General features: G+C 49.8%; 16 protein-coding genes and 1 riboswitch. Of the genes, 9 read left to right on the top strand and 7 right to left on the bottom strand.

The genetic code is table 11. The annotated features are described in order from the left end of the window. Positions 1 to 35: 35 nt before the first annotated feature. Genes argC through argH form a run of 5 tightly spaced genes read left to right on the top strand, consistent with a single transcriptional unit; the run spans position 36 to position 5,901 of the window. Complete coding sequence (gene argC, locus CWB98_RS09220) at positions 36 to 1,046, top strand: N-acetyl-gamma-glutamyl-phosphate reductase (protein ID WP_138544604.1); 1,011 nt, start codon at positions 36 to 38, stop codon at positions 1,044 to 1,046. Positions 1,047 to 1,049: 3 nt separating this feature from the next. Beyond that, entirely contained in the window at positions 1,050 to 1,832 is a 783-nt protein-coding gene (gene argB, locus CWB98_RS09215; RefSeq protein WP_138544603.1) for an acetylglutamate kinase, read from the top strand. Positions 1,833 to 1,840: 8 nt separating this feature from the next. Then, a complete protein-coding gene (locus tag CWB98_RS09210; RefSeq protein ID WP_138544602.1) occupies positions 1,841 to 2,761 on the top strand; it encodes an ornithine carbamoyltransferase in 921 nt (306 codons plus the stop codon). Between the two features lie 35 nt (positions 2,762 to 2,796). Further along, positions 2,797 to 4,011 carry an argininosuccinate synthase gene (locus CWB98_RS09205; protein WP_138544601.1) on the top strand — a complete coding sequence of 405 codons (1,215 nt, stop codon included), beginning with the start codon at positions 2,797 to 2,799 and terminating at the stop codon, positions 4,009 to 4,011. 24 nt (positions 4,012 to 4,035) lie between these two features. Next, positions 4,036 to 5,901 carry an argininosuccinate lyase gene (gene argH / locus CWB98_RS09200; RefSeq protein WP_138544600.1) on the top strand — a complete coding sequence of 622 codons (1,866 nt, stop codon included), beginning with the start codon at positions 4,036 to 4,038 and terminating at the stop codon, positions 5,899 to 5,901. Between the two features lie 46 nt (positions 5,902 to 5,947). Here the strand turns inward: argH and CWB98_RS09195 are convergent, their stop codons facing one another. Together CWB98_RS09195 and coaD are read right to left on the bottom strand one after the other, a co-directional pair. Beyond that, positions 5,948 to 7,312: a capsule assembly Wzi family protein gene (locus tag CWB98_RS09195; protein WP_138544599.1), complete on the bottom strand. Its 1,365-nt coding sequence runs from the start codon at positions 7,310 to 7,312 to the stop codon at positions 5,948 to 5,950. Further along, a complete protein-coding gene (gene coaD / locus CWB98_RS09190; protein WP_138544598.1) occupies positions 7,309 to 7,791 on the bottom strand; it encodes a pantetheine-phosphate adenylyltransferase in 483 nt (160 codons plus the stop codon). Before coaD ends, CWB98_RS09195 begins: the two co-directional genes overlap by 4 nt. A 176-nt stretch (positions 7,792 to 7,967) precedes the next feature. Between coaD and CWB98_RS09185 the strand changes: the two genes are divergently transcribed. Continuing rightward, the gene (locus tag CWB98_RS09185) at positions 7,968 to 8,624 is read left to right on the top strand and encodes a TetR/AcrR family transcriptional regulator (RefSeq protein ID WP_138544597.1); all 657 of its coding nucleotides are present in this window, start codon (positions 7,968 to 7,970) and stop codon (positions 8,622 to 8,624) included. 126 nt (positions 8,625 to 8,750) lie between these two features. Further along, complete coding sequence (gene thiI, locus CWB98_RS09180; RefSeq protein WP_138544596.1) at positions 8,751 to 10,208, top strand: tRNA uracil 4-sulfurtransferase ThiI; 1,458 nt, start codon at positions 8,751 to 8,753, stop codon at positions 10,206 to 10,208. Between the two features lie 42 nt (positions 10,209 to 10,250). On the opposite strand, the gene CWB98_RS09175 is transcribed toward thiI, so the two are convergent. Together CWB98_RS09175 and CWB98_RS09170 are read right to left on the bottom strand one after the other, a co-directional pair. Beyond that, positions 10,251 to 11,174: a ketopantoate reductase family protein gene (locus CWB98_RS09175; RefSeq protein ID WP_138544595.1), complete on the bottom strand. Its 924-nt coding sequence runs from the start codon at positions 11,172 to 11,174 to the stop codon at positions 10,251 to 10,253. Beyond that, positions 11,167 to 11,520: a VanZ family protein gene (locus tag CWB98_RS09170; protein ID WP_171045618.1), complete on the bottom strand. Its 354-nt coding sequence runs from the start codon at positions 11,518 to 11,520 to the stop codon at positions 11,167 to 11,169. The genes CWB98_RS09175 and CWB98_RS09170 overlap by 8 nt, the downstream gene beginning before the upstream one ends. A 169-nt stretch (positions 11,521 to 11,689) precedes the next feature. On the opposite strand from CWB98_RS09170, the gene CWB98_RS09165 reads away from it, so the two are divergent. Both CWB98_RS09165 and CWB98_RS09160 read left to right on the top strand, forming a co-directional pair. Beyond that, entirely contained in the window at positions 11,690 to 12,172 is a 483-nt protein-coding gene (locus CWB98_RS09165) for a YajQ family cyclic di-GMP-binding protein (protein WP_138544594.1), read from the top strand. Between the two features lie 106 nt (positions 12,173 to 12,278). Beyond that, a riboswitch (cobalamin riboswitch) is annotated at positions 12,279 to 12,443 on the top strand. A gap of 49 nt (positions 12,444 to 12,492) precedes the next feature. After that, positions 12,493 to 14,367, top strand: a complete 1,875-nt coding sequence (locus CWB98_RS09160) for a TonB-dependent receptor domain-containing protein (protein ID WP_138544593.1) — start codon at positions 12,493 to 12,495, stop codon at positions 14,365 to 14,367. Between the two features lie 114 nt (positions 14,368 to 14,481). Here the strand turns inward: CWB98_RS09160 and msrA are convergent, their stop codons facing one another. Genes msrA through CWB98_RS09145 form a run of 3 tightly spaced genes read right to left on the bottom strand, consistent with a single transcriptional unit; the run spans position 14,482 to position 19,178 of the window. Beyond that, complete coding sequence (gene msrA / locus CWB98_RS09155; protein ID WP_138544592.1) at positions 14,482 to 15,015, bottom strand: peptide-methionine (S)-S-oxide reductase MsrA; 534 nt, start codon at positions 15,013 to 15,015, stop codon at positions 14,482 to 14,484. Further along, positions 15,015 to 18,125, bottom strand: a complete 3,111-nt coding sequence (locus CWB98_RS09150; RefSeq protein ID WP_138544591.1) for an efflux RND transporter permease subunit — start codon at positions 18,123 to 18,125, stop codon at positions 15,015 to 15,017. The genes msrA and CWB98_RS09150 overlap by 1 nt, the downstream gene beginning before the upstream one ends. 3 nt (positions 18,126 to 18,128) lie before the next feature. Next, complete coding sequence (locus CWB98_RS09145; protein WP_138544590.1) at positions 18,129 to 19,178, bottom strand: efflux RND transporter periplasmic adaptor subunit; 1,050 nt, start codon at positions 19,176 to 19,178, stop codon at positions 18,129 to 18,131. Positions 19,179 to 19,404 lie beyond the last annotated feature (226 nt).

The following is a 19,404-nucleotide window of genomic DNA, read 5'->3' as shown; positions in this document are numbered from 1 at the left end:
TGGGTTTTTTGTTTACTAATTTATAAGAGTTATCGATGTTTAACGTAGCAATTGTTGGCGCCAGCGGATATAGCGGCGCAGAGCTGGCCAGTTTGGTGGCCCGCCACCCGGGTTTGAAACTGAGTGGCTGTTATGTGTCAGCAAATAGTCTGGATAAAGGGAAATATCTGAGTGAGCTATATCCTGAACACACAGGTTTACTTGATGTCTCCCTGCTCCCTTTGACGGATGAGGCGTTTGCAGACATAGCCGACAGCGATGTCGACTATGTCTGCCTTTGTACCGACCATAAAGTCAGCGTCGAGCTGGCTCAAACCTTTCTAAAAATGGGCAAAAAAGTCTTTGATTTGTCAGGGGCTTACCGGCTCAGAAACAGCACGGACTATGAACAATACTATGGTTTCGGCCACCCTTACTCACACTGGCTGGACAAAGCGCGTTATGGCCTGGTGGAGTGGTATGGCGAATCACTGAGCGAAGCTCAGCTGGTAGCGGTACCCGGCTGTTATCCAACCGCCGCGCTGAACGCACTTAAACCGCTTAAGCAGGCTGACTTGCTCAGTGACAGCACCATTATCGTCAATGCTGTATCGGGTGTGACCGGCGCAGGTCGTAAAGCCAACCTCACTACCCATTTTTGTGAGGTATCCCTGGCGCCTTATGGCCTGTTTAACCATCGGCATACTCCGGAAATTGAGCGTTATCTTGATCATCCCGTGTTGTTTACACCGCATTTGGGGAATTTCCCACGGGGTATTCTGGAAACCATCTATGTCTCACTCAAGCCGGGCGTTTCAGAGCATCAGGTTGCACAAGCCTACCAGGTGCTGGCAGACGAGCCGCTGATCCGCCTCAAAGGTGCAAACATGCCTTCAATCAAAGGGGTGGTAAACCGTGCTTTTGTCGATATTGGCTGGCGGCAGCAGGGGCAGCAACTGATTGTCACAGTGGCCATAGATAATCTATTGAAAGGCGCGGCAGGACAGGCACTGCAGTGTATGAATCTGGCCAGTCAGTATCCGCATGAACAAGGGTTGATGGGGTAACTTATGACAGATAAAAAAATTTGGGTGATTAAACTGGGTGGCGCAGTGCTTAACTCAGAGCATGCCGCCCATGACTTATTTAAAGCACTTCATTTATTAGTACAACAAGACAGCACGCACGACTTTGTGGTGGTACACGGTGGTGGTGCTTTGGTAGACAGCTGGTTGAGTGATGCCGGATTTGCCACTGCTAAGCATCAGGGGTTACGGATCAGCCCCAAAGAGCAAATGCCGTATATTGTTGGTGCACTTGCCGGGTGTGCAAACAAGCAGTTAATGGCCCAGGCAATCACGGCGGGTTTAAATCCCGTTGGGATCAGCTTATATGAAGCGGGCCTGATGACTTCGCAAAAGCTTAAGGCGTTGGGACAAGTTGGTACGTGTGAGCCGCACCATGACAGCTTGGTTCCCGTGCTGCTGGCAACCGGCAGAGTGCCGTTGGTGAGTTCAATTGGCATAGGCGCAGATGGTGCGCTGTTTAACGTCAATGCCGACGAAGCGGCGGCTGCGCTGGCACATCAGCTGGGCGGCGAACTGATCTTTATGACCGATGTTGAAGCGGTACTGGATGGAGCTGGCCAACCACTGGCACAGCTAAATAGTGAGCAGATAGAGCAACTGATAGCACAGAAGGTGATTGTGGGCGGGATGGAGGTCAAAGTTAAGACCAGTCTTCACGCTGCCCGACATTTACGACGTGGGGTGTACATCTCCAGCTGGCAAAAGCCAGACAACTTGGTTGCCCTGATAGCCGGGCAGCACGTCGGTACTCACATTTTACCTTAGGAAGCCTTATGTCGACTCACTTTATTACCGGTCTGGAATTTGATAAAAGCCAGGCTCTGAAACTCCTTGCGCTGGCAAGCGATATCAAACAGCAGCCACAGGAATTTGCGCATGCTTTGGCAGGCAAATCTGTGGTCACTTTATTCGAAAAACCCAGTCTCAGAACCCGCTTGTCGTTCGACATTGGTATCAACAAGCTTGGCGGTCATGCGGTCTATCTGGATCAACAAAACGGCGCAATGGGCAGCCGTGAATCCGTGCAGGACTTTGCGCTGAACATTGCTACCTGGGCCGATGCATTGGTGGCGCGTGTTTCTTCCCATCATACCCTCGAGGTGCTGGCGGAGCATTCTGATATTCCGGTGGTGAACAGCTTGTGTGACTTATACCACCCATGTCAGGCACTTGCAGATTTTCTGACTTTGCAGGAAGTATTTGGCGATGTCAGCCAGATCAAACTGGCTTATCTGGGTGAGGGAAACAATGTTTGCCAATCTTTATTGTTGCTGGGGGCAACGCTGGGGGCAGATTTTGTCGCTGTGTGCCCTAAAGGGCATTCGCCTGATGCGCAAATAGTAAAACAGGCTGAGCAAATTGCTGCGGTAAATGGCGCGTCTGTGATGATCAGTGATCGTATTGAAGCCGCAGCCGGTGCCAACGCTTTGTACACAGATACCTGGGTCTCAATGGGTAGCGACACGTCACTGGAGCAGGCAAAAACCACCTTTATGCCTTATCAGCTCAATCAGGCATTACTCGAACAAACCGGGGCCAGCACAGTGCTGCATTGCCAGCCTGCGCACCGGGGCTATGAGATCACCTCAGAGGTGATGGACGGCCCTAAAGCGCGGATCCTGCAACAGGCAGAAAACCGCATGCACGCACAAAATGCGCTGTTACTGGCGCTGATGAACAAGCAGTTCGTCTGAGCCAATATGATTCAAGAATTAAGGTAAAAAATATCATGAAAAAGATTAAAAAAGTCGTTCTGGCATACTCAGGTGGTCTGGATACGTCGGCCATTGTGCCCTGGTTAAAAGAAAACTACGGCTGCGAAGTTGTTGCGTTTGTGGCTGATGTCGGCCAGGGGGATGAAGAGCTTCAGGGTGTTGAAGAAAAAGCGCTTGCATCTGGTGCCAGTGAGTGTCACATCGTCGATTTGAAAGCCGAGCTGGTCAGTGAGTACATTTACCCGACTTTGCAAAGCGGTGCGGTATACGAAGGCACTTATCTGCTGGGTACTTCCATGGCGCGGCCAATTATCGCCAAAGCACAGGTTGAGATCGCTCGCAAAGTGGGTGCGGATGCGCTGTCTCATGGCTGTACCGGCAAAGGCAATGATCAGGTGCGGTTTGAATCTTGCTTTGCCGCGCTTGCGCCTGAGCTGGAGGTGATCGCTCCATGGCGTGAGTGGTCACTGTCTAGTCGTGAGTCCTTGCTGGATTATCTGGCCGAGCGCAATATCCCCTGTGCAGCATCCGCAACCAAAATCTACAGCCGTGATGCCAACGCCTGGCATATTTCTCATGAAGGTGGCGAACTGGAAGATCCCTGGAACCAGCCCAGCGACCAGGTCTGGACCTGGACGGCTTCGCCTGAGCAGGCACCCAATGAGGCTGAACTGGTCAGTGTACAGATTGAGGCCGGTCAGGTAGTCGCAGTCAATGGCCAGCCTCTGACACCTTATCAATGTTTGCTGACGCTTAACGAAATTGCCGCCAAACATGGTGTGGGCCGTATTGATATTGTCGAAAACCGCCTGGTGGGGATGAAGTCGCGGGGCTGTTACGAAACTCCGGGAGGCACGGTGATGGTGGCAGCACTTCAGGCCATTGATGAGCTGGTACTGGACAAGGCCAGTCGTAAATGGAAAGAAACCGTGGCCAACGAGTTTGCGCATTTGGTGTATGACGGTCGCTGGTTCACCCCGTTAAAAGACTCGTTACTGGCGGCGGCTCAGTCACTGGCTCAGGTGGCGACCGGTGAGGTGGTCCTGAAACTGTATAAGGGTCAGGTCAGCGCGGTACAAAAGCGTTCGGTAAACAGCCTGTACAGCGAAGATTTTGCGACTTTCGGTGAGGACGATGTGTATGACCAGTCTCATGCCGAAGGCTTTATCCGCTTGTTTTCGTTGTCGAGTCGTATTGCGGCATTGAACAAGCAAAAGTCGGTTAAATAACGGTGATCAGAGGAGTAAAGTAACATGGCACTGTGGGGTGGACGCTTTTCGTCTGGGCCGGATGCGGCCTTTAAACAATTTAATGATTCCTTACCGTTTGACTATCAGCTGGCGGAGCAGGATATTGTTGGCTCGATAGCCTGGGCGGGCGCGCTCAAACAGGTACAGGTGCTCAATGACGATGAGCATACTCAACTGGTCGACGCTTTGCAGGCGTTACTGGAAGAAGCAAATGCGGATCCGCATGCCATTGCGACGGCAGGATATGAAGACATTCACTCTTATGTTGAGACGCGTCTGATTGACAAAGTCGGCGACCTTGGCAAAAAGCTCCATACCGGACGCAGTCGTAACGATCAGGTCGCTACCGACTTTCGGTTGTGGTGTCGCGATACTGCCGGTACCCTGCTCGAAGCGCTTGGGGCGCTTAAAGCGGCGTTTGTTGCGCTGGCAGAGCGGGAGCTTGGCACCATCTTACCTGGCTATACCCACCTGCAACGGGCACAGCCTGTGTTGTTCAGCCACTGGTGCATGGCCTATGTAGAAATGTTGGAGCGTGATACATCGCGTCTTCAGGATGCCGTAACACGCTTGAACGAATGCCCGCTTGGCAGCGGTGCGCTGGCAGGTACCGCCTATGATATCGACAGAGAGCAGCTGGCTGCTGAGCTGAAGTTTAGCTGTGCCACGCGCAATAGTCTGGATGCGGTATCTGACAGAGATTTTGTGCTGGAGTTACTCAGCTGTGCGTCTATTTCTATGTTGCATTTATCACGACTTGCCGAAGACATGATTTTTTATAACTCTGGCGAGGCAGGCTTTATTGAGCTGGGAGATAATGTGACATCTGGCTCCTCTTTGATGCCGCAAAAGAAAAACCCCGATGCCCTGGAGTTGATCCGGGGTAAAACCGGCCGTGTGTTTGGGGCCTTCAGCGCCATGATGATGACGCTAAAAGCACTGCCGCTGGCCTACAACAAAGACATGCAGGAAGACAAAGAAGGCGTATTTGATGCCATGCCAACCTGGCTGGCCGCGTTACACATGGCACAGTCCTGTATTGAAAGCGTGAAGGTTAATGGAGACAGGACCAAACAGGCAGCGCAGGGCGGACATGCGAATGCCACTGAACTGGCAGATTACTTAGTGGCAAAAGGGATCCCGTTCCGGGAGGGGCATCATATTGTTGGTCAGCTGGTACAACTGGCGTTGAGCGAAGGTAAAAACCTCGAAGATTTGAGTCTGGCTCAATTTCAGTCTGTGTGCGCGCAGATCGATCAGGATGTCTACCCGGTACTGCAATTGGATGCCTGTATCGCGGCACGCAGCGCCAAAGGGGGAACCGCTTTACAGCAAGTATCTGCAGCTATCAGTGCAGTGAAAAAAAAACAGCAAATCACGGTTCGTGATGCCACGTTAAACGATGTAGAAGCCATTGCCGGACTGATCCAATACTGGGCTAAGGTAGGTGAAAATCTGCCTCGGGCCAAAAGCGACATGATCCACAGTATCAATGAGTTTGCTGTGACCGAGGTCGATGGCAAGGTGACTGGCTGTGCATCGTTATACATTTATGACACGGGTCTGGCCGAGATCCGTTCACTCGGGGTCGACCCGTCTGTGCAAGTGAAAGGTCAGGGACAGTTGCTGGTATCGCATTTGTTGGACAAAGCTAAACGTCTGGCGCTGAAGCGGGTTATTGTATTGACTCGGGTGCCCGGCTTTTTCGATAAGCAAGGTTTTAGTGGATGTAATAAGGAAAGCCTTCCTGAGAAAGTGATGAAAGACTGTGAGCTGTGCTTACGTAAAAGCAACTGTGATGAAGTGGCGATGGAGTTTATGTTGCAGGCTGTGGAACCTGCGCGTATTCCCTGCCAGTTTGTGGCCTGAACCCACTGTTATTAGCTAAAGCGCCTGGTTGGGCGCTTTATTTTAGTCAGAATCGGTATTCCCAGCTAACTGAGGCGGATGTTTCGTTGTTTGAATCAGTTGCACCTTTATCACGCCAGTATGCTAAATCGACTTTCAATAAACCATTAAACAGCCCCTGCTGATAACCTACCTGCAATAAATCTCTGTCTACATCAAGCGCGCTAAATTCAAGCCGCTTCAGTTTGGCATAGCCACCATAGCCACCTATGCCATAGTAATCAGCGCCCAGACTGACAGATTTTGCCTGAGGACCCATGTGAGCACCTAGCCAGCGGTCACGCTCATAATAATCACTCCCTTTACCCGCAGTCGCAAAATGACACTGGAAGCTGGCTTGCTGCGGCTGACAATCGGTCTCAGTATCGCTGTACTCAAGGTAAGACTTAATGCGGTATTCCTGCGTGCCCCAGAATGCTTCTGCCCCTAAGGTAAATAAGTGATGTTCAGGTAAAACACCCCTGTCGTTATCTCCGCTCACTTCGCCATATACGGCCACGGGCAACCCTGCGACGCGCGACGAGTATTTGAAGTCCGCACTGCTCAGACGCTGCTGGTTTTCAGACTCATCTTCTGGGGTTGTCTGATAGACAAAGTCACTGGCGGTGGTTGAATACGCAATTTCAAGCCCGGGTAATGGGAATGCTGACACGCGGACCCCCCAGAAATCTTTTGTTTCATCCACGGCCAATCTCGGTCTTTGTTTGGCAGCAATGGCTGTGACCTGCCAGGGACCAACAAAGGATAAAAAGCCGGGTCCACTGTAATTGGTATTTGCTCTGCTGATGCGCAGCGCTTTCATGGGCGCAGCATTGTTAGACAGCAGCAGCGCATTTTCATTGCCCGGGCCCCACCAGTAATCTAGCCGTTCGGCACTGATCGCCCAGTCCCCCAGCAAGACAGCAAGGTGACTGCCATGATGGTTAAACAGTTTGCCGTCTAGCGCATTGTCCGCATAGTTCACCTGAACCCGTGCACTGATATTGCTGCCCTTGATTTGCCCATAACTGCTCACACCACTGCGTGCCCGAGTCTGTCGTCCAAAGCCGGCTGGCATTGACTGCTCATCGCCATAGTGGGTCAAAAACCCCGAGCTTTGGCTTTGTTTGGCAATGCGCAATGCATGATTAAGGTGTTGTAGCGCAAACTGTGCGTCTGCTGGTAATTGTTCGCTGTCTACACCTGAGAGGTCATCCACCAGGCCATTCCACATCAGTGGGTACTGATTGACCGGTCTTTGAATAACGCCAGCGCTGACCAGCAGGTCGATAGAGTGTTTGAGATGACTTTGCTGCGCATCAATCCAGGGGGAAGACACAGCTTGTGCTGAAGCCAATGCAAGGCCACTGAGTATCAAATAGTTGAATTTCATCCGTGTAATTTTTCCTCAAGGGCTTTGGCCACCAGCGGGCTGACAAACTCACTGACATCACCGTGATGTAAGGCCACTTCTTTGACTAAGGTCGAAGAAATGAACGAGTTTTTCTCAGATGGGGTCAGAAATACGCTTTCCAGTTCAGGGAACAGACGGCGATTCATATTAGCTAGCTGAAACTCATAATCAAAATCAGAAACTGCCCGGATCCCGCGGATCAGCACATTGGCCTGTTGTTGCTTAGCCAGATCTACCAGCAACCCGGTGAAGCCAATCACTTTAACGTTGTTGTGTGCCGCCAAGACCTCTTTGGCCAAAGCGACACGTTCTTCCAAAGTAAAGCAAGGCTTTTTGTTGGGGTTGTGTGCGATGGCTAAAATGACAGTATCGAACATTTTGGCCGCGCGTTTGATTAAATCGGCATGTCCATTGGTGAGTGGATCAAAGGTGCCCGGATATAAAGCGGTAACTTGCATGTTTAGGTCATAACAATTCAAATTTGGTTTATATTATCAAGCTTGCGGCACAATATCACTGGTCTGATTTCAAAATGAAAATTTAATGTTATTCCCATTTAGTGCTATTTTCACTGTGCGTTATAACCGAACGGTCATTATTGCCTCATTAATTACGTGTTATCAGAGAACCGAATATGAACACCAAGGAAAAAATTATTCGTACCAGTATCGCCTTATTTAACTTACATGGCGAGCGAACAATCACTACTAATCACATCGCTTCTAACATGGGGATCAGTCCTGGTAATCTGTATTACCACTTTAAAAACAAAGAAGACATTATTCGCAATATTTTTGCACTGTACAGTGAACACCTGAGTACCCATTTTAAGCCCTTGGCAGCTCATGACGAGCCGGTTGAGCAGCTGACTCAGTATCTGGATTCGCTGTTTGAACTGATGTGGCGTTACCACTTTTTCTACGACAACCTGAACGATATCCTGGCGCGTGATGATGTGCTGAAAAAAGACTATATTGCCTTTCAGGCACGGCTATTCGAGCAAGTGAAAGCGGTCGTTCTTGGTTTGCGCGAGGTAGATGTGATTGCCATCAGTAACGACGATGCCAATGAGTTAGCACATATGCTAAAAATGGTAGTGAGCTTCTGGACGCCCTATGTTAAAGCGCGCAGAATGACTGGCGTGTTGGAGCAACAGGATATCTATAATGGCATTGTAAAGGTATTAATGTTGTTTAAACCTTATGCCACTACGCTCAGCCGGGACAAAATCGAACAACTTCAACAGCACTACCAGGCAATGGCAGACGCTGCTTTGCCCAGTATTGCCTGAACCCACACACCAGAAAAAGCTGGTTATCCTCTGTATATTTCCTAGTCTTTAATAAGTCTGCTATAATCGCGCGCCCGTTGTCGGCGCGCCAATTGCGCATTCATGTCCAAACCAAGAGTGACTTCTATGTTTAAATTTATCGTCAAGCTGCATCCCGAAATCGTGATCAAAAGTAAATCGGTTCGCAAACGTTTTACTATGGTACTCGAGCGAAACATCAAACTGGTGCTATGCCGTTTTGATGAAAAAGTGACGGTAAAGAATAACTGGGACAATATTACGGTGGTGACGCAGAGCGAAGATCCTGCGATCCGCAAGGCCTTCATCAGTGGCCTTGGTCGCATCCCGGGCATTGTTCAGTTTCTGGAAGTACAGGAAACCACTTTTGAAACCCTGGACGACATTTACCAAAAAGCCTTACCTCTGGTTGGCCCGCAGATCGAAAACAAGACCTTTTGTGTGCGAGTTAAGCGTCAGGGGGATCATGATTTTACCTCCAGTGATGTAGAAAGATATGTCGGTGGCGGTCTGAATCAGCATGTGCCGGGTGCACGCGTACAGCTACGCAAACCGGATGTGACGGTTAAAATTGAGGTGAAGGGGGATCGTGCTTATATCGTAACGACTAAGCACCTGGGCATGGGGGGGTTCCCATTGCCAACACAGGAAGATGTACTGTCTTTGATGTCGGGTGGCTTTGACTCTGGTGTGGCAAGCTATCAAATGATCCGCAAAGGTGCGAGAACCCACTTCCTGTTCTTTAACTTGGGGGGCGCTGCGCACGAGATTGGTGTGAAGCAGGTCAGCCACTACTTGTGGAAACAATACAGCTCAACCCACAAAGTGCGTTTTATCACGGTCGACTTCGAGCCTGTGGTAGCCGAGATCCTGGAAAACATTGAAAGCAGCCAGATGGGTGTGGTGCTGAAGCGTATGATGATGCGCGCAGGTTCTGCTGTGGCAGAGCGTTTTGGCATTCAGGCTTTGGTAACCGGTGAGTGTATTGGTCAGGTGTCTAGCCAGACGCTGGCAAATCTCAATGTCATTGACCGTGTCACCGAGACACTGATCTTACGTCCTCTTATCCAATATGATAAAGAAGAGATCATTCGTATTGCGCGCCAGATTGGTACTTGTGAAATGGCTGAGTCGATGCCGGAGTACTGTGGCGTAATCTCGAAAAAGCCAACAGTCAAAGCTAAGCTGGAAAAAATCGAGGCCGAAGAAAGCAAGTTTGACTTTGATGTACTGGACACTGTGGTAGAAAATGCCGTTGTGAAAGACATTCGTGAGATTGAAGCCGAAGCGAAAGAAGAAGTTAAAGAAGCGGAGAATGTCAGCGAGTTACCGGCAGGTGCTGTCGTGGTGGATATCCGCTCACCGGAAGAAGAAGATGCCGATCCATTAGAATTGGATGGTATTGAAGTGATCCATCTGCCATTTTTCCGTCTGGCGACCAAGTTTGGTGATTTGCCTCAGGACAAAGATTATTACCTGTACTGCAGTAAAGGTGTAATGAGTCAGCTGCAAGCTTTGATCCTGCATGAAAATGGCTTTGCTAACGTCAGGGTTTATCGTCCATAGCACAACCCTCACTTCTACCGAGGCTGAGCAAAGCGTTGATGCTCAGCCCAACTCTGCCTTATTCTCAGCCGGGTGCAACGCTCGCACACGGGTTAATAGCTTCATATTGTGCGGCACGGATAATCCATGTTGATTTGCCAGTTCAACAATGTAGCCACACATAGCATCAACCTCTGTACGTCTTTGATGTTTTACGTCCTGTGCCATAGATGAAACGTTGTCGGCGGTAAGTGTCATAACCTGATATGCCCGGTGTAGCTCTTCATGTAGTTTCAGAGGGACACCAATGTGGTTGGCAACGGCACATGCTTCATTCAGTACTCCCAAAACGTTCGCCGCATAACAGGGCGCACGCAGGCGACCATTTTTCAATCCGGTCAGGGCACTGAGTGGATTAATAGCCAGGTTAACGCACAGCTTTTGCCATCGTAGTAACTGAATGTCATCGGACAAGAGTGCGGGGTTAAGGTGAGGCTTTATCAGTGCATCAAACAGCGACAAAGCCCGCTGTTGAGCTACCGAATTACAGGGGCCAAAGACACTTAAACCTGGGCCGGTGAATGCGACGGTGTTGGCGTTGGGTTTCCAGCCTCCCATACTGGTGGACAGAAAAAACAGGCCCTGCAGAGCAGGTAACTCCGTCATAACAGGCTCAAGTGACTGTATCCCGTTATGGCTGAAAATAACATTGGCATCCTCGCTCAGGTGTGGCTTTAGCGCAGTAAATGCCTCTCTAAGTTGATACGATTTGACGGGAACGATACACAAATCTATACGGATATTCTGTCTTGCCAGCTCTTGCCAGCTCAGGCATCTGACCGCAAGAGGGTGCGTACATTCGGCATGTTGAGTAAAAACGGTCTGTGTTGGTGACCGTGTGATCAGGGTGACAGAATAGGCCTTTGCCAGTCGCTCAGCCAGTAACAAACCGACTGCCCCTTTGCCGACAATGAATAATTCAGGCATAACGTTTTCCGGTTTTACGACAGTAAACCCAGTAAACAAAGAAGTAACTTAAGGTACCTGCAATATCAGCGATAAAGTCTCCCCATGATGCTTGTCGGTAAGGTAAAGAATCCTGCATCCACTCAATCCCTGCTCCATAGAAAGTCAGGAGCATCAGGTGAAACCAAATTCGAAAACGAAATGCATGGTGTGAGAAAAACGCCAGAATAAAAAATACGCCAAAATGCGCAACCTTATCCGCGTGAGCGAATCTCACAATTTGATTGGCCTGAATTTCTTTAGCGAAGAGAAAAGTACATACAGCCAGTGAGAATAATAACAGGCATTGATAGAGTCGGCGTGCCACAAATACTTCCAAATCATCAGGGGTTAAAAGGCCAGTATATCATCGAAATCTGAAAATAGGATGAAGCAGGGACTGTCAGTTCCAAATTTGAAAACGAGCGATGAGAGTGTGGTCGCGTCGCAGCCTTTGGGTTGCTATAATCCGGAAAAACATTATCCAGGAGCTAGATATGCCTTCTTTTGACATTGTGTCTGAAATTGATATGACTGAAGCGAGAAACACAGTTGATAACGCGGATCGTGAACTGAGCACGCGTTTTGACTTTCGTGGTGTCGAAGCGTCGTTTGACCTGAAAGACGAAGTGATCACGTTAAAAAGTGAATCTGAGCAGCAAGTAATGCAATTATTTGACATGCTGGTAGGCAAAGCTGCAAAGCGTGGTCTGGACGTGGCCAGCTTTGAGCTGAAGGACGTTGAAAAGTCGGGTAAATATGTGTCACGTAAAGTGATGCTTAAACAAGGGATCGACAAAGAGATGGCGAAGAAAGTCGTGAAGGCCATTAAAGATTCTAAGATTAAGGTACAGGCGTCTATTCAGGGTGAAACCGTTCGTGTTACAGGCAAGAAGCGTGACGATCTGCAGGAAACCATGCAGCTGATCCGCGGTGCCGATCTTGGTCAGCCTTTCCAGTTTAAAAACTTCCGAGATTAATCTCTCGCTTACTTTCTTATATCTGGCATGCTAAATGTCACCAGCATTTTAGCATGCTAGACGTCCATTGATTTTTGTTCTCAAATCTCCGACAATAGCGCCAACTTTTCAGGGTGTCAGATCAGGAGCCTGGAGTCTCTCTAAGATCTGAATAATCGGGAAGCTGGTGACTGCCTGTGGAGTCGGTAATAGTCCAGCGCTGCCCCCGCAACGGTGAGCCTATGACAGTCCTTCCGACTGTTACAGGTAAGTCCGGAAACCGGCCCTGAAACACACTCAATAGTTGTAGTTCACGCGGTGGGCGTGGATCAGGGGAACTCATGTTTAAAAAATCTGCTTTAACCACAGCCCTGCTAGCTGTGCTACCTTTTTCTGCGCTTTGCGCACAAGACATTGAACATATTACGATTACGGCGAACAAGTTCGAGCAAGCCAGCGTAGATACGCTGACGTCGGTGGCAGTGGTTGAACGTGCTGAAATTGAACGAGCCAATGTGCGAGACCTGCCGACATTGCTGAACAACCTCGCGGGTATTGATGTTGTGCGCAGTGGCGGTTACGGACAGAAAGCGAGCGTGTTTGTGCGCGGCGCTGCGACTAAGTACACTTTGGTGCTGGTTGATGGTGTACGTATTAGTGATGCAAACTCAGGTGATGTGTCTTTTACCAATATTCCGGTTAACAGCATTGAGCGTGTAGAAGTCCTTAAGGGCGCGCGTGCCGCTATTCATGGCTCTGATGCAGTTGCAGGGGTTATCAATATTATTACCCGTGAGCAGAAAGGGCATCAACTGGCCCTGACCTCTGGCAGTCGCAACTATGGCGGGGCTCAGTTAGCCGGTCAGTTTGAGGCGGATAAACTGACGGTAAATTATCATTTTGGTTATGAAACCACAGATGGTTATGACGTGACGGCCAAAGACCCGGCACTGCCTCAAACCAAAGAACATGACCGCGATGGCTATGACAACACCAATATGGGTTTAAAGCTGAGTTATGACTTTGCACAATATGGTCAGCTTGCTTTGCATACACAGCGCAGCGAAGGGGAGGCAGGCTATGATTCCTCATTTGGTAACGATGCCTACGAGTTTGACAATTACACCACTAAACTTGTCTGGCAGAAACAATCTGATGCGTTGAGCCAGGAAGCCTCTGTTAGTCTGGCACAGGAAGAGAATACGCAGTTCTTGTCTGTATTGCCTAAAGACGGTACGCCACCACCGCCAAATGACATTTATAGCACCAAGCGAGATGAAATTGAGTACCGCGCTCGTTATAAAATGACGCAATCCCTTCAAGTGATGGGGGGCGTGAGCCGACTGAATGAAGATTTGTCTTCATCGAGTGCGCAGTTCTCAATTGCTGAGCGTGATAATACAGCTGTGTTTGCCGCTGCGTTTTACGATCAAAGTCGCTGGTTGCTTAACGCCGTAGTTCGCAGTGATGATTATGCGTATCATGGCCGCGCAAATACGTATACCGCGGATCTTGGCTTCAGAGCGTCGGACATCGTCACATTTCGGGTGAATCATGGTACGGCATTTCGTGCGCCAAGCCTGACCAATGCTTTTGTTAAAGACAGCCCATGGTATTTGCCTAATACCGAAATCAAACCTGAAGAAGGGACCTATAATGAGCTCGGCGTAACGGTGGATACGGCTACTGTGCGCTATGATGTCGCTATTTTCGACAACCGCATCGATAACTTGATCAGCAATGAGTTTGATCCACAGACCAGTAAGTATATTCCAGCCAATGTGGGACGTGCACAAATGAAAGGGGTTGAGCTAAGCGCTCAGTTCTCGGCTTTAGGCCTGGAGCATGCGGCAAACCTGACATTACTGGATGCCAAAGACAAAGAAAAGCGTGCAGATTTGCCACGTCGTCCAAGCAAAGCATTTAACTATGTGATTTCTAAACAATGGGACAAGCTGGATGTGAGACTGGCGATGCAATATCGTGATAAACGCCCGTCTATCAGTTTCTTTGATACGGATTTACCGTCTTATACTGTTTTTAACCTGAGTGCGAATTATCAGTTGCTGGAGCCGGTTGCCCTGACTCTGAGGGTGGAAAACCTGACCGATAAAGCGTATTTCAACTCAGTTGCCAGTAAAATGCTTGATGGCACTTTGTTGCCTTATGAGCCTCCGGGCAGACAGATCTATGTGGGCACCCGCATTACCTTCTAATACCAATTAGCTTAATTAAGTGTTCTATTTAGCCCTTCATAAGTGAAATTGGTAAATGACAGAGGGCATTAAAAAGGAGGCAGATGCCTCCTTTTTTGATCTTAAGTACTTAGCTTACGCGTCTAAATAGTTGGCAAACTTCTCAGCGAATGCGGCTAACTTGGGTGCTATCATCACGCTACAATAACCCTGGTTGGGGTTATTGGTGTAATAGTCCTGATGATACTGCTCCGCAGGGTAAAAGTGCGTATGAGTCGATATTTCGGTGACGACAGGCGCACTCAGTGTGGGCGCTAACGTATCAATGTACTGCTGAGTTAACGCCCGCTGTTCTTCTGAATGATAAAACACCACGCTGCGGTATTGCGTGCCAATGTCATTGCCCTGTCGATTCAGCTGGGTGGGATCATGTAGCGCAAAGAACATCTCCAGTAACACAGAGAAATCGATTTGTTGGCTGTCAAAGGTCAGCTGAACCACTTCGGCATGGCCGCTTTGACCGGTACAGATCTGCTCATAAGTCGGATTGTCGGTATGACCGCCGGCATAACCAGAGGCCACTTGCGTGACACCCCGGACTCTGCGAAAGGCGGCATCAATACACCAAAAACAGCCGCCACCAAAGGTGGCAATTTGCTGGCTCATCATTAAATCTCCCGTTCCTGTTGTGTTTGCGGGTGGGCGTCATGCTGCTCTAGCAGCTTGTCGCTGGTTGCCTGAGGTGACTGAGTGCGGCGTGCCAGCATGCTGTACGCACAGGGGATCACAAACAGCGTCAAAATGGTCGCAACACTCACCCCGGCAAACACCACCACCCCGATCACCATACGGCTTTCAGAGCCCGGGCCTGAAGCCAACACCAATGGAATGGCACTCATCACTGTGGTCAGTGAGGTCATGATAATAGGTCTGAGTCGTTGTACCGCCGCATCGATAATTGCCTGCTCAAAGGCCACACCTTTGTCTCTGAGCTGGTTAGCGAACTCAACGATCAGAATACCATTTTTGGCACTGAGACCGATCAGCATCACTATCCCGATTTGGCTATAGATGTTCAGCGAGCTGTCGGTGGCGTACAGGCCAAACATGGCACCAACCAGACCCAGAGGTACCGTCAGCATAATCACCAGTGGGTGAACAAAGCTTTCAAATTGTGCGGCCAGTACCAGGAAAGTCACGGTCAGAGCCAAAATAAACACATAGGTCATGGCCGACGCGCCTTCATAAAACAGCTGAGATTCGCCTTTGTAGTCGACGGCCCCGTCAATGTCATTTTCCTCTGCGGCAACCTGGTTAAGGAAATCCAGCGCCTGCTCCAGTGTATAACCTGGCGCCAGGTTTGCAGTAATTGTAATAGCTCGCATTCGATTATAGCGATTTAACCGCGATGCGGTGGCTTCTTCGCGAATGGTGATCAGGCTATCCAGCGGCACCAGTTGATCGCCACGAGAGGTGACATAAATGTCGGCGATGTCGTGTGGTGCACTGAAATCTGCTTTGGTACCTTTGAGGATCACGTCGTATTCTTCACCCCGGTCAATAAAGGTCGTAACACGACGCTGACCCAGCATGGTTTCTAAGGTGCGGCCAATATCACTGACCGAGACACCGAGATCGGCGGCCTTGAGTTTGTCTATGCTGATCAAAAATTGCGGGAAGGTTTCTTTGTAGTCATGGTCGAGCCTGACCAGTCCCTGATTGGTGCGGGCCCGGGTGAGAATGCGATCCCGCCAGTCGACCAGTTCGTCGTAGTCATTGCCCTGTAGCACAAACTCGATGGGGCGAGACTGACCACCTCCGCCGATCCCGCGGCGCATGATGGCAAAGGCGCGCACGTCGGTGACTTCACGCATTTTTCCACTGATCTCTCCCATGACTTCCCAGGTTGAACGTTTGCGCTCATCCCAGTCTGGCATGCCGACGATGGCGACGCCGCCACGCCCGCCCCAGCCTGGTACGCGTACCAGCACCCGGCTCAGTTCTTCATTTTCCACATAGGGCAGCAGACGTTGCTCAATCTCGGCCATATTGGCGGCGTTATTTTCGTAGCTGGCACCCTCCGGGCCATTCATCATAATAAAGAAGGTGCCCCGGTCTTCTTTGGGTGTCAGCTCTGAGGGGATCTGCTGGAACAGTGCAAAGCTGGCAAAGCCGGCCAGTGCCAGCGTCAGCATCAGGCTATAACGACGGTTGATGTTGTCGCTGATGACGCTGCGATAGCCTGATTCGAGACGGCCAAATTGGCGGTCCATCCACTGCGAGAATTTGCTTTCTTTATTACTGGCTTTGAGTACCTTGGAACACAAGGCCGGTGACAGAGTCAGCGCCGTAATGCTGGAGAAGATAACGGCTGCACTGACGGCCAGTGCAAACTCAGTAAACAAGGCACCGATACGACCTTCCATAAATACCAGAGGCACAAAAACCGCAACCAGCACTAAGGTGGTGGCGACAATGGCGAAGCCGACCTCGCGTGCACCCCGATAGGCGGCCAGCAGTCGCGGCTCGCCCAGCTCGATGCGGCGATGGATGTTTTCCAGCATTACAATGGCATCATCGACTACCAGGCCGATGGCAAGCACCAGTGCCAGCAGGGTCAGCAGGTTAATGGAGTACCCCATGGCGAATAAAAAGGTAAAGGTGGCTATCAGTGCAATCGGTACGGTGATCGCCGGGATCAGCGTAGCGCGTATATTGCCAAGGAAGATGAAAATCACCAGTACCACCAGGCCCATGGCAATGCCCAGAGTGCGATATACTTCTACGATTGACTCGCGAATAAATACCGACGAGTCATAGCTGTCCTGAATAGTGGTGCCTTCAGGCAGGTTGCGCTTTATTTTTTCCAGCTCTTTACGGGCATTGTCGACCACATCCAGGGTATTGGCCTTGGCTTGCTTAACAATCCCCAGTCCTATCATGTTCTTACCGTTTCCGCGGAAAGTACTTTCAACATCTGCTGCTTCCAGACGGACATCGGCGACTTCGCCGAGTCGCACCAGGTAACCCTGAGCGCCGCGTTTAATAACCAGGTTATTAAAATCTTCCTGGGTTTTGTAGCTTCGGGCGATGCGCACTGCAAAGTCTCTGTCGATAGACTCAATTTCACCGGCTGGTAGTTCAACGTTCTCGTTTCGTAACACGCGCTCTATATCGCTGGCGGTAATATCTCGAGCTGCCATTGCGCGGCGATCTAGCCAGATCTTCATGGCATATTTGCGCTCTCCACCAATGCGGACATTAGACACACCATCCACAACCGCCAGCCTGTCTACAATAAAGCGCTGGGCATAGTCGGATAGTTGCAGCGTATCCATGGTTTCGCTGTTAAGCACGAACCAGGCTATGGGGCTTTCATCACTGTTAGACTTGGAGACCTCGGGTGGACGCACCTGCTCGGGCAAACGGTCCAGCGCACGGGATACGCGCTCTCTGACATCATTAGCTGCCGCATCGATATTGCGATCTATGTTGAACTCAATGGTGATGTTTGAACGACCATTACGACTGGATGAGGTGATGCTTTTGATCCCTTCAATACCCGAGATGCGGTTTTCCAGCACCTGGGTGATCTTGGTTTCGACGACCTCTGCTGACGCACCGGTATAATCGGTACTGACACTGACAATCGGTGTTTCGATGTCTGGGTACTCGCGCAGTGGCAGCATAGTGAAAGCAACCAAACCAAAGGTCAGCAGCAACAAGTTAATAACGATAGCAAAAACCGGCCGTTTTACGGCTGTATCTGTGATCCGCACGCTTTACCCCTTAACCACAACGGTGCTGCCATTACGGATCTTGGTGGTGCCTTCAGTGATGATCTGCTGGCCAGCAGACAATCCATCAACGGCAACCCAGCCCTGGAAGCGAGACAGCACATTGACCTGCTGTTGTTTTGCTTTGCCTTCGTTGATAGTAAAGACGAAGTGTTTATCTTGTCTCGGGATCAGGCTTTTTTCCGGCACCATCAGGGCGTTTAACTCACCTAAAAAGAGTGAGACATGCAACAACATACCGGGTCTGAGCAGATCTTTTGGATTATCGAAGCTGGCTGTCACGCGAATACTGCGGGTTGTGTCATCAATGCGTGGATCGATGTGCGTGATGACGCCCTCAAAAGTGCTCTCTGGGTAGGCATCACTGGATACGGCTGCGCGCATGTTAAGCTGAAGCTGAGCAAGGTATTTTTCAGGTACCTGAAAGTCGACCTTGATGATGCTGATATCGTCCAGTGTGGTTAGCACGCTGTTGTTATTGACAAAGCTGCCTACCGATACCAGGCGCTGACCCAGTATACCGTCGAAGGGCGCATAGATGGCCATTTCTGCAAGCTTTGTTCGGGCTGTTTGTAACTGAATTTCCAGTGCATCGACGATGGCATGCTGGCTGTCCAGCTGTGAGCGAGCAGCAGACTGAGTTTTTGATAATTCGGTTAAGCGTTTCAGCTGGCGGTGCTCTTCTTTGAGGTTGACCTCTAACTCTTGCACTGCCAATTGTTCTTTCAAATCTTGCAACTGGGCGAGTTTATCTCCCTGTTTTACCCTGTCCCCATCATCGAAATATAACGCACTGATATAATCGCTTTGTGCACTGGTGATGTTCAGCGCATGATTTGCACGGGCTGAACCGACAGCGTTGATGGTTATGTCTCGGCTTTGCTGATCGACTGTCACCGCGGCAACCTGAGTCGGGGCACCAGAAAATGATTTGCTGTTACCGTTACTGGCAGGCAAATAGAGATAGCCGCAAAGTGCAATTAGCACTAAAATTATAAAAGGAAAGAGGGCTTTACCCGATTGACTGGCGCGCATAATTGATTCTCGTTGACTGCGGGACTTTAGTGTACAAAAATTCCAAATAGAGCATATTGTCGAACGTCCTGTATATTTGTGTGTTAAACGAAAAGCGAGCAAAATAGCTCACAACATGCAGGGTTTTGTACCCAAAAATTAAGGCATTATGAAAAAATCGAAACCATGCCCAAGGTGTTTGAAAATACGTAAAATGGTGTTCTGGGGGATCATTATGTACGGTTTT

The sequence above is a fragment of the Pseudoalteromonas rubra genome (genome assembly GCF_005887115.1).
Classification (GTDB): Bacteria; Pseudomonadota; Gammaproteobacteria; order Enterobacterales; family Alteromonadaceae; genus Pseudoalteromonas; species Pseudoalteromonas rubra_F.
This window is presented reverse-complemented; position numbering and strand designations above follow the sequence as displayed.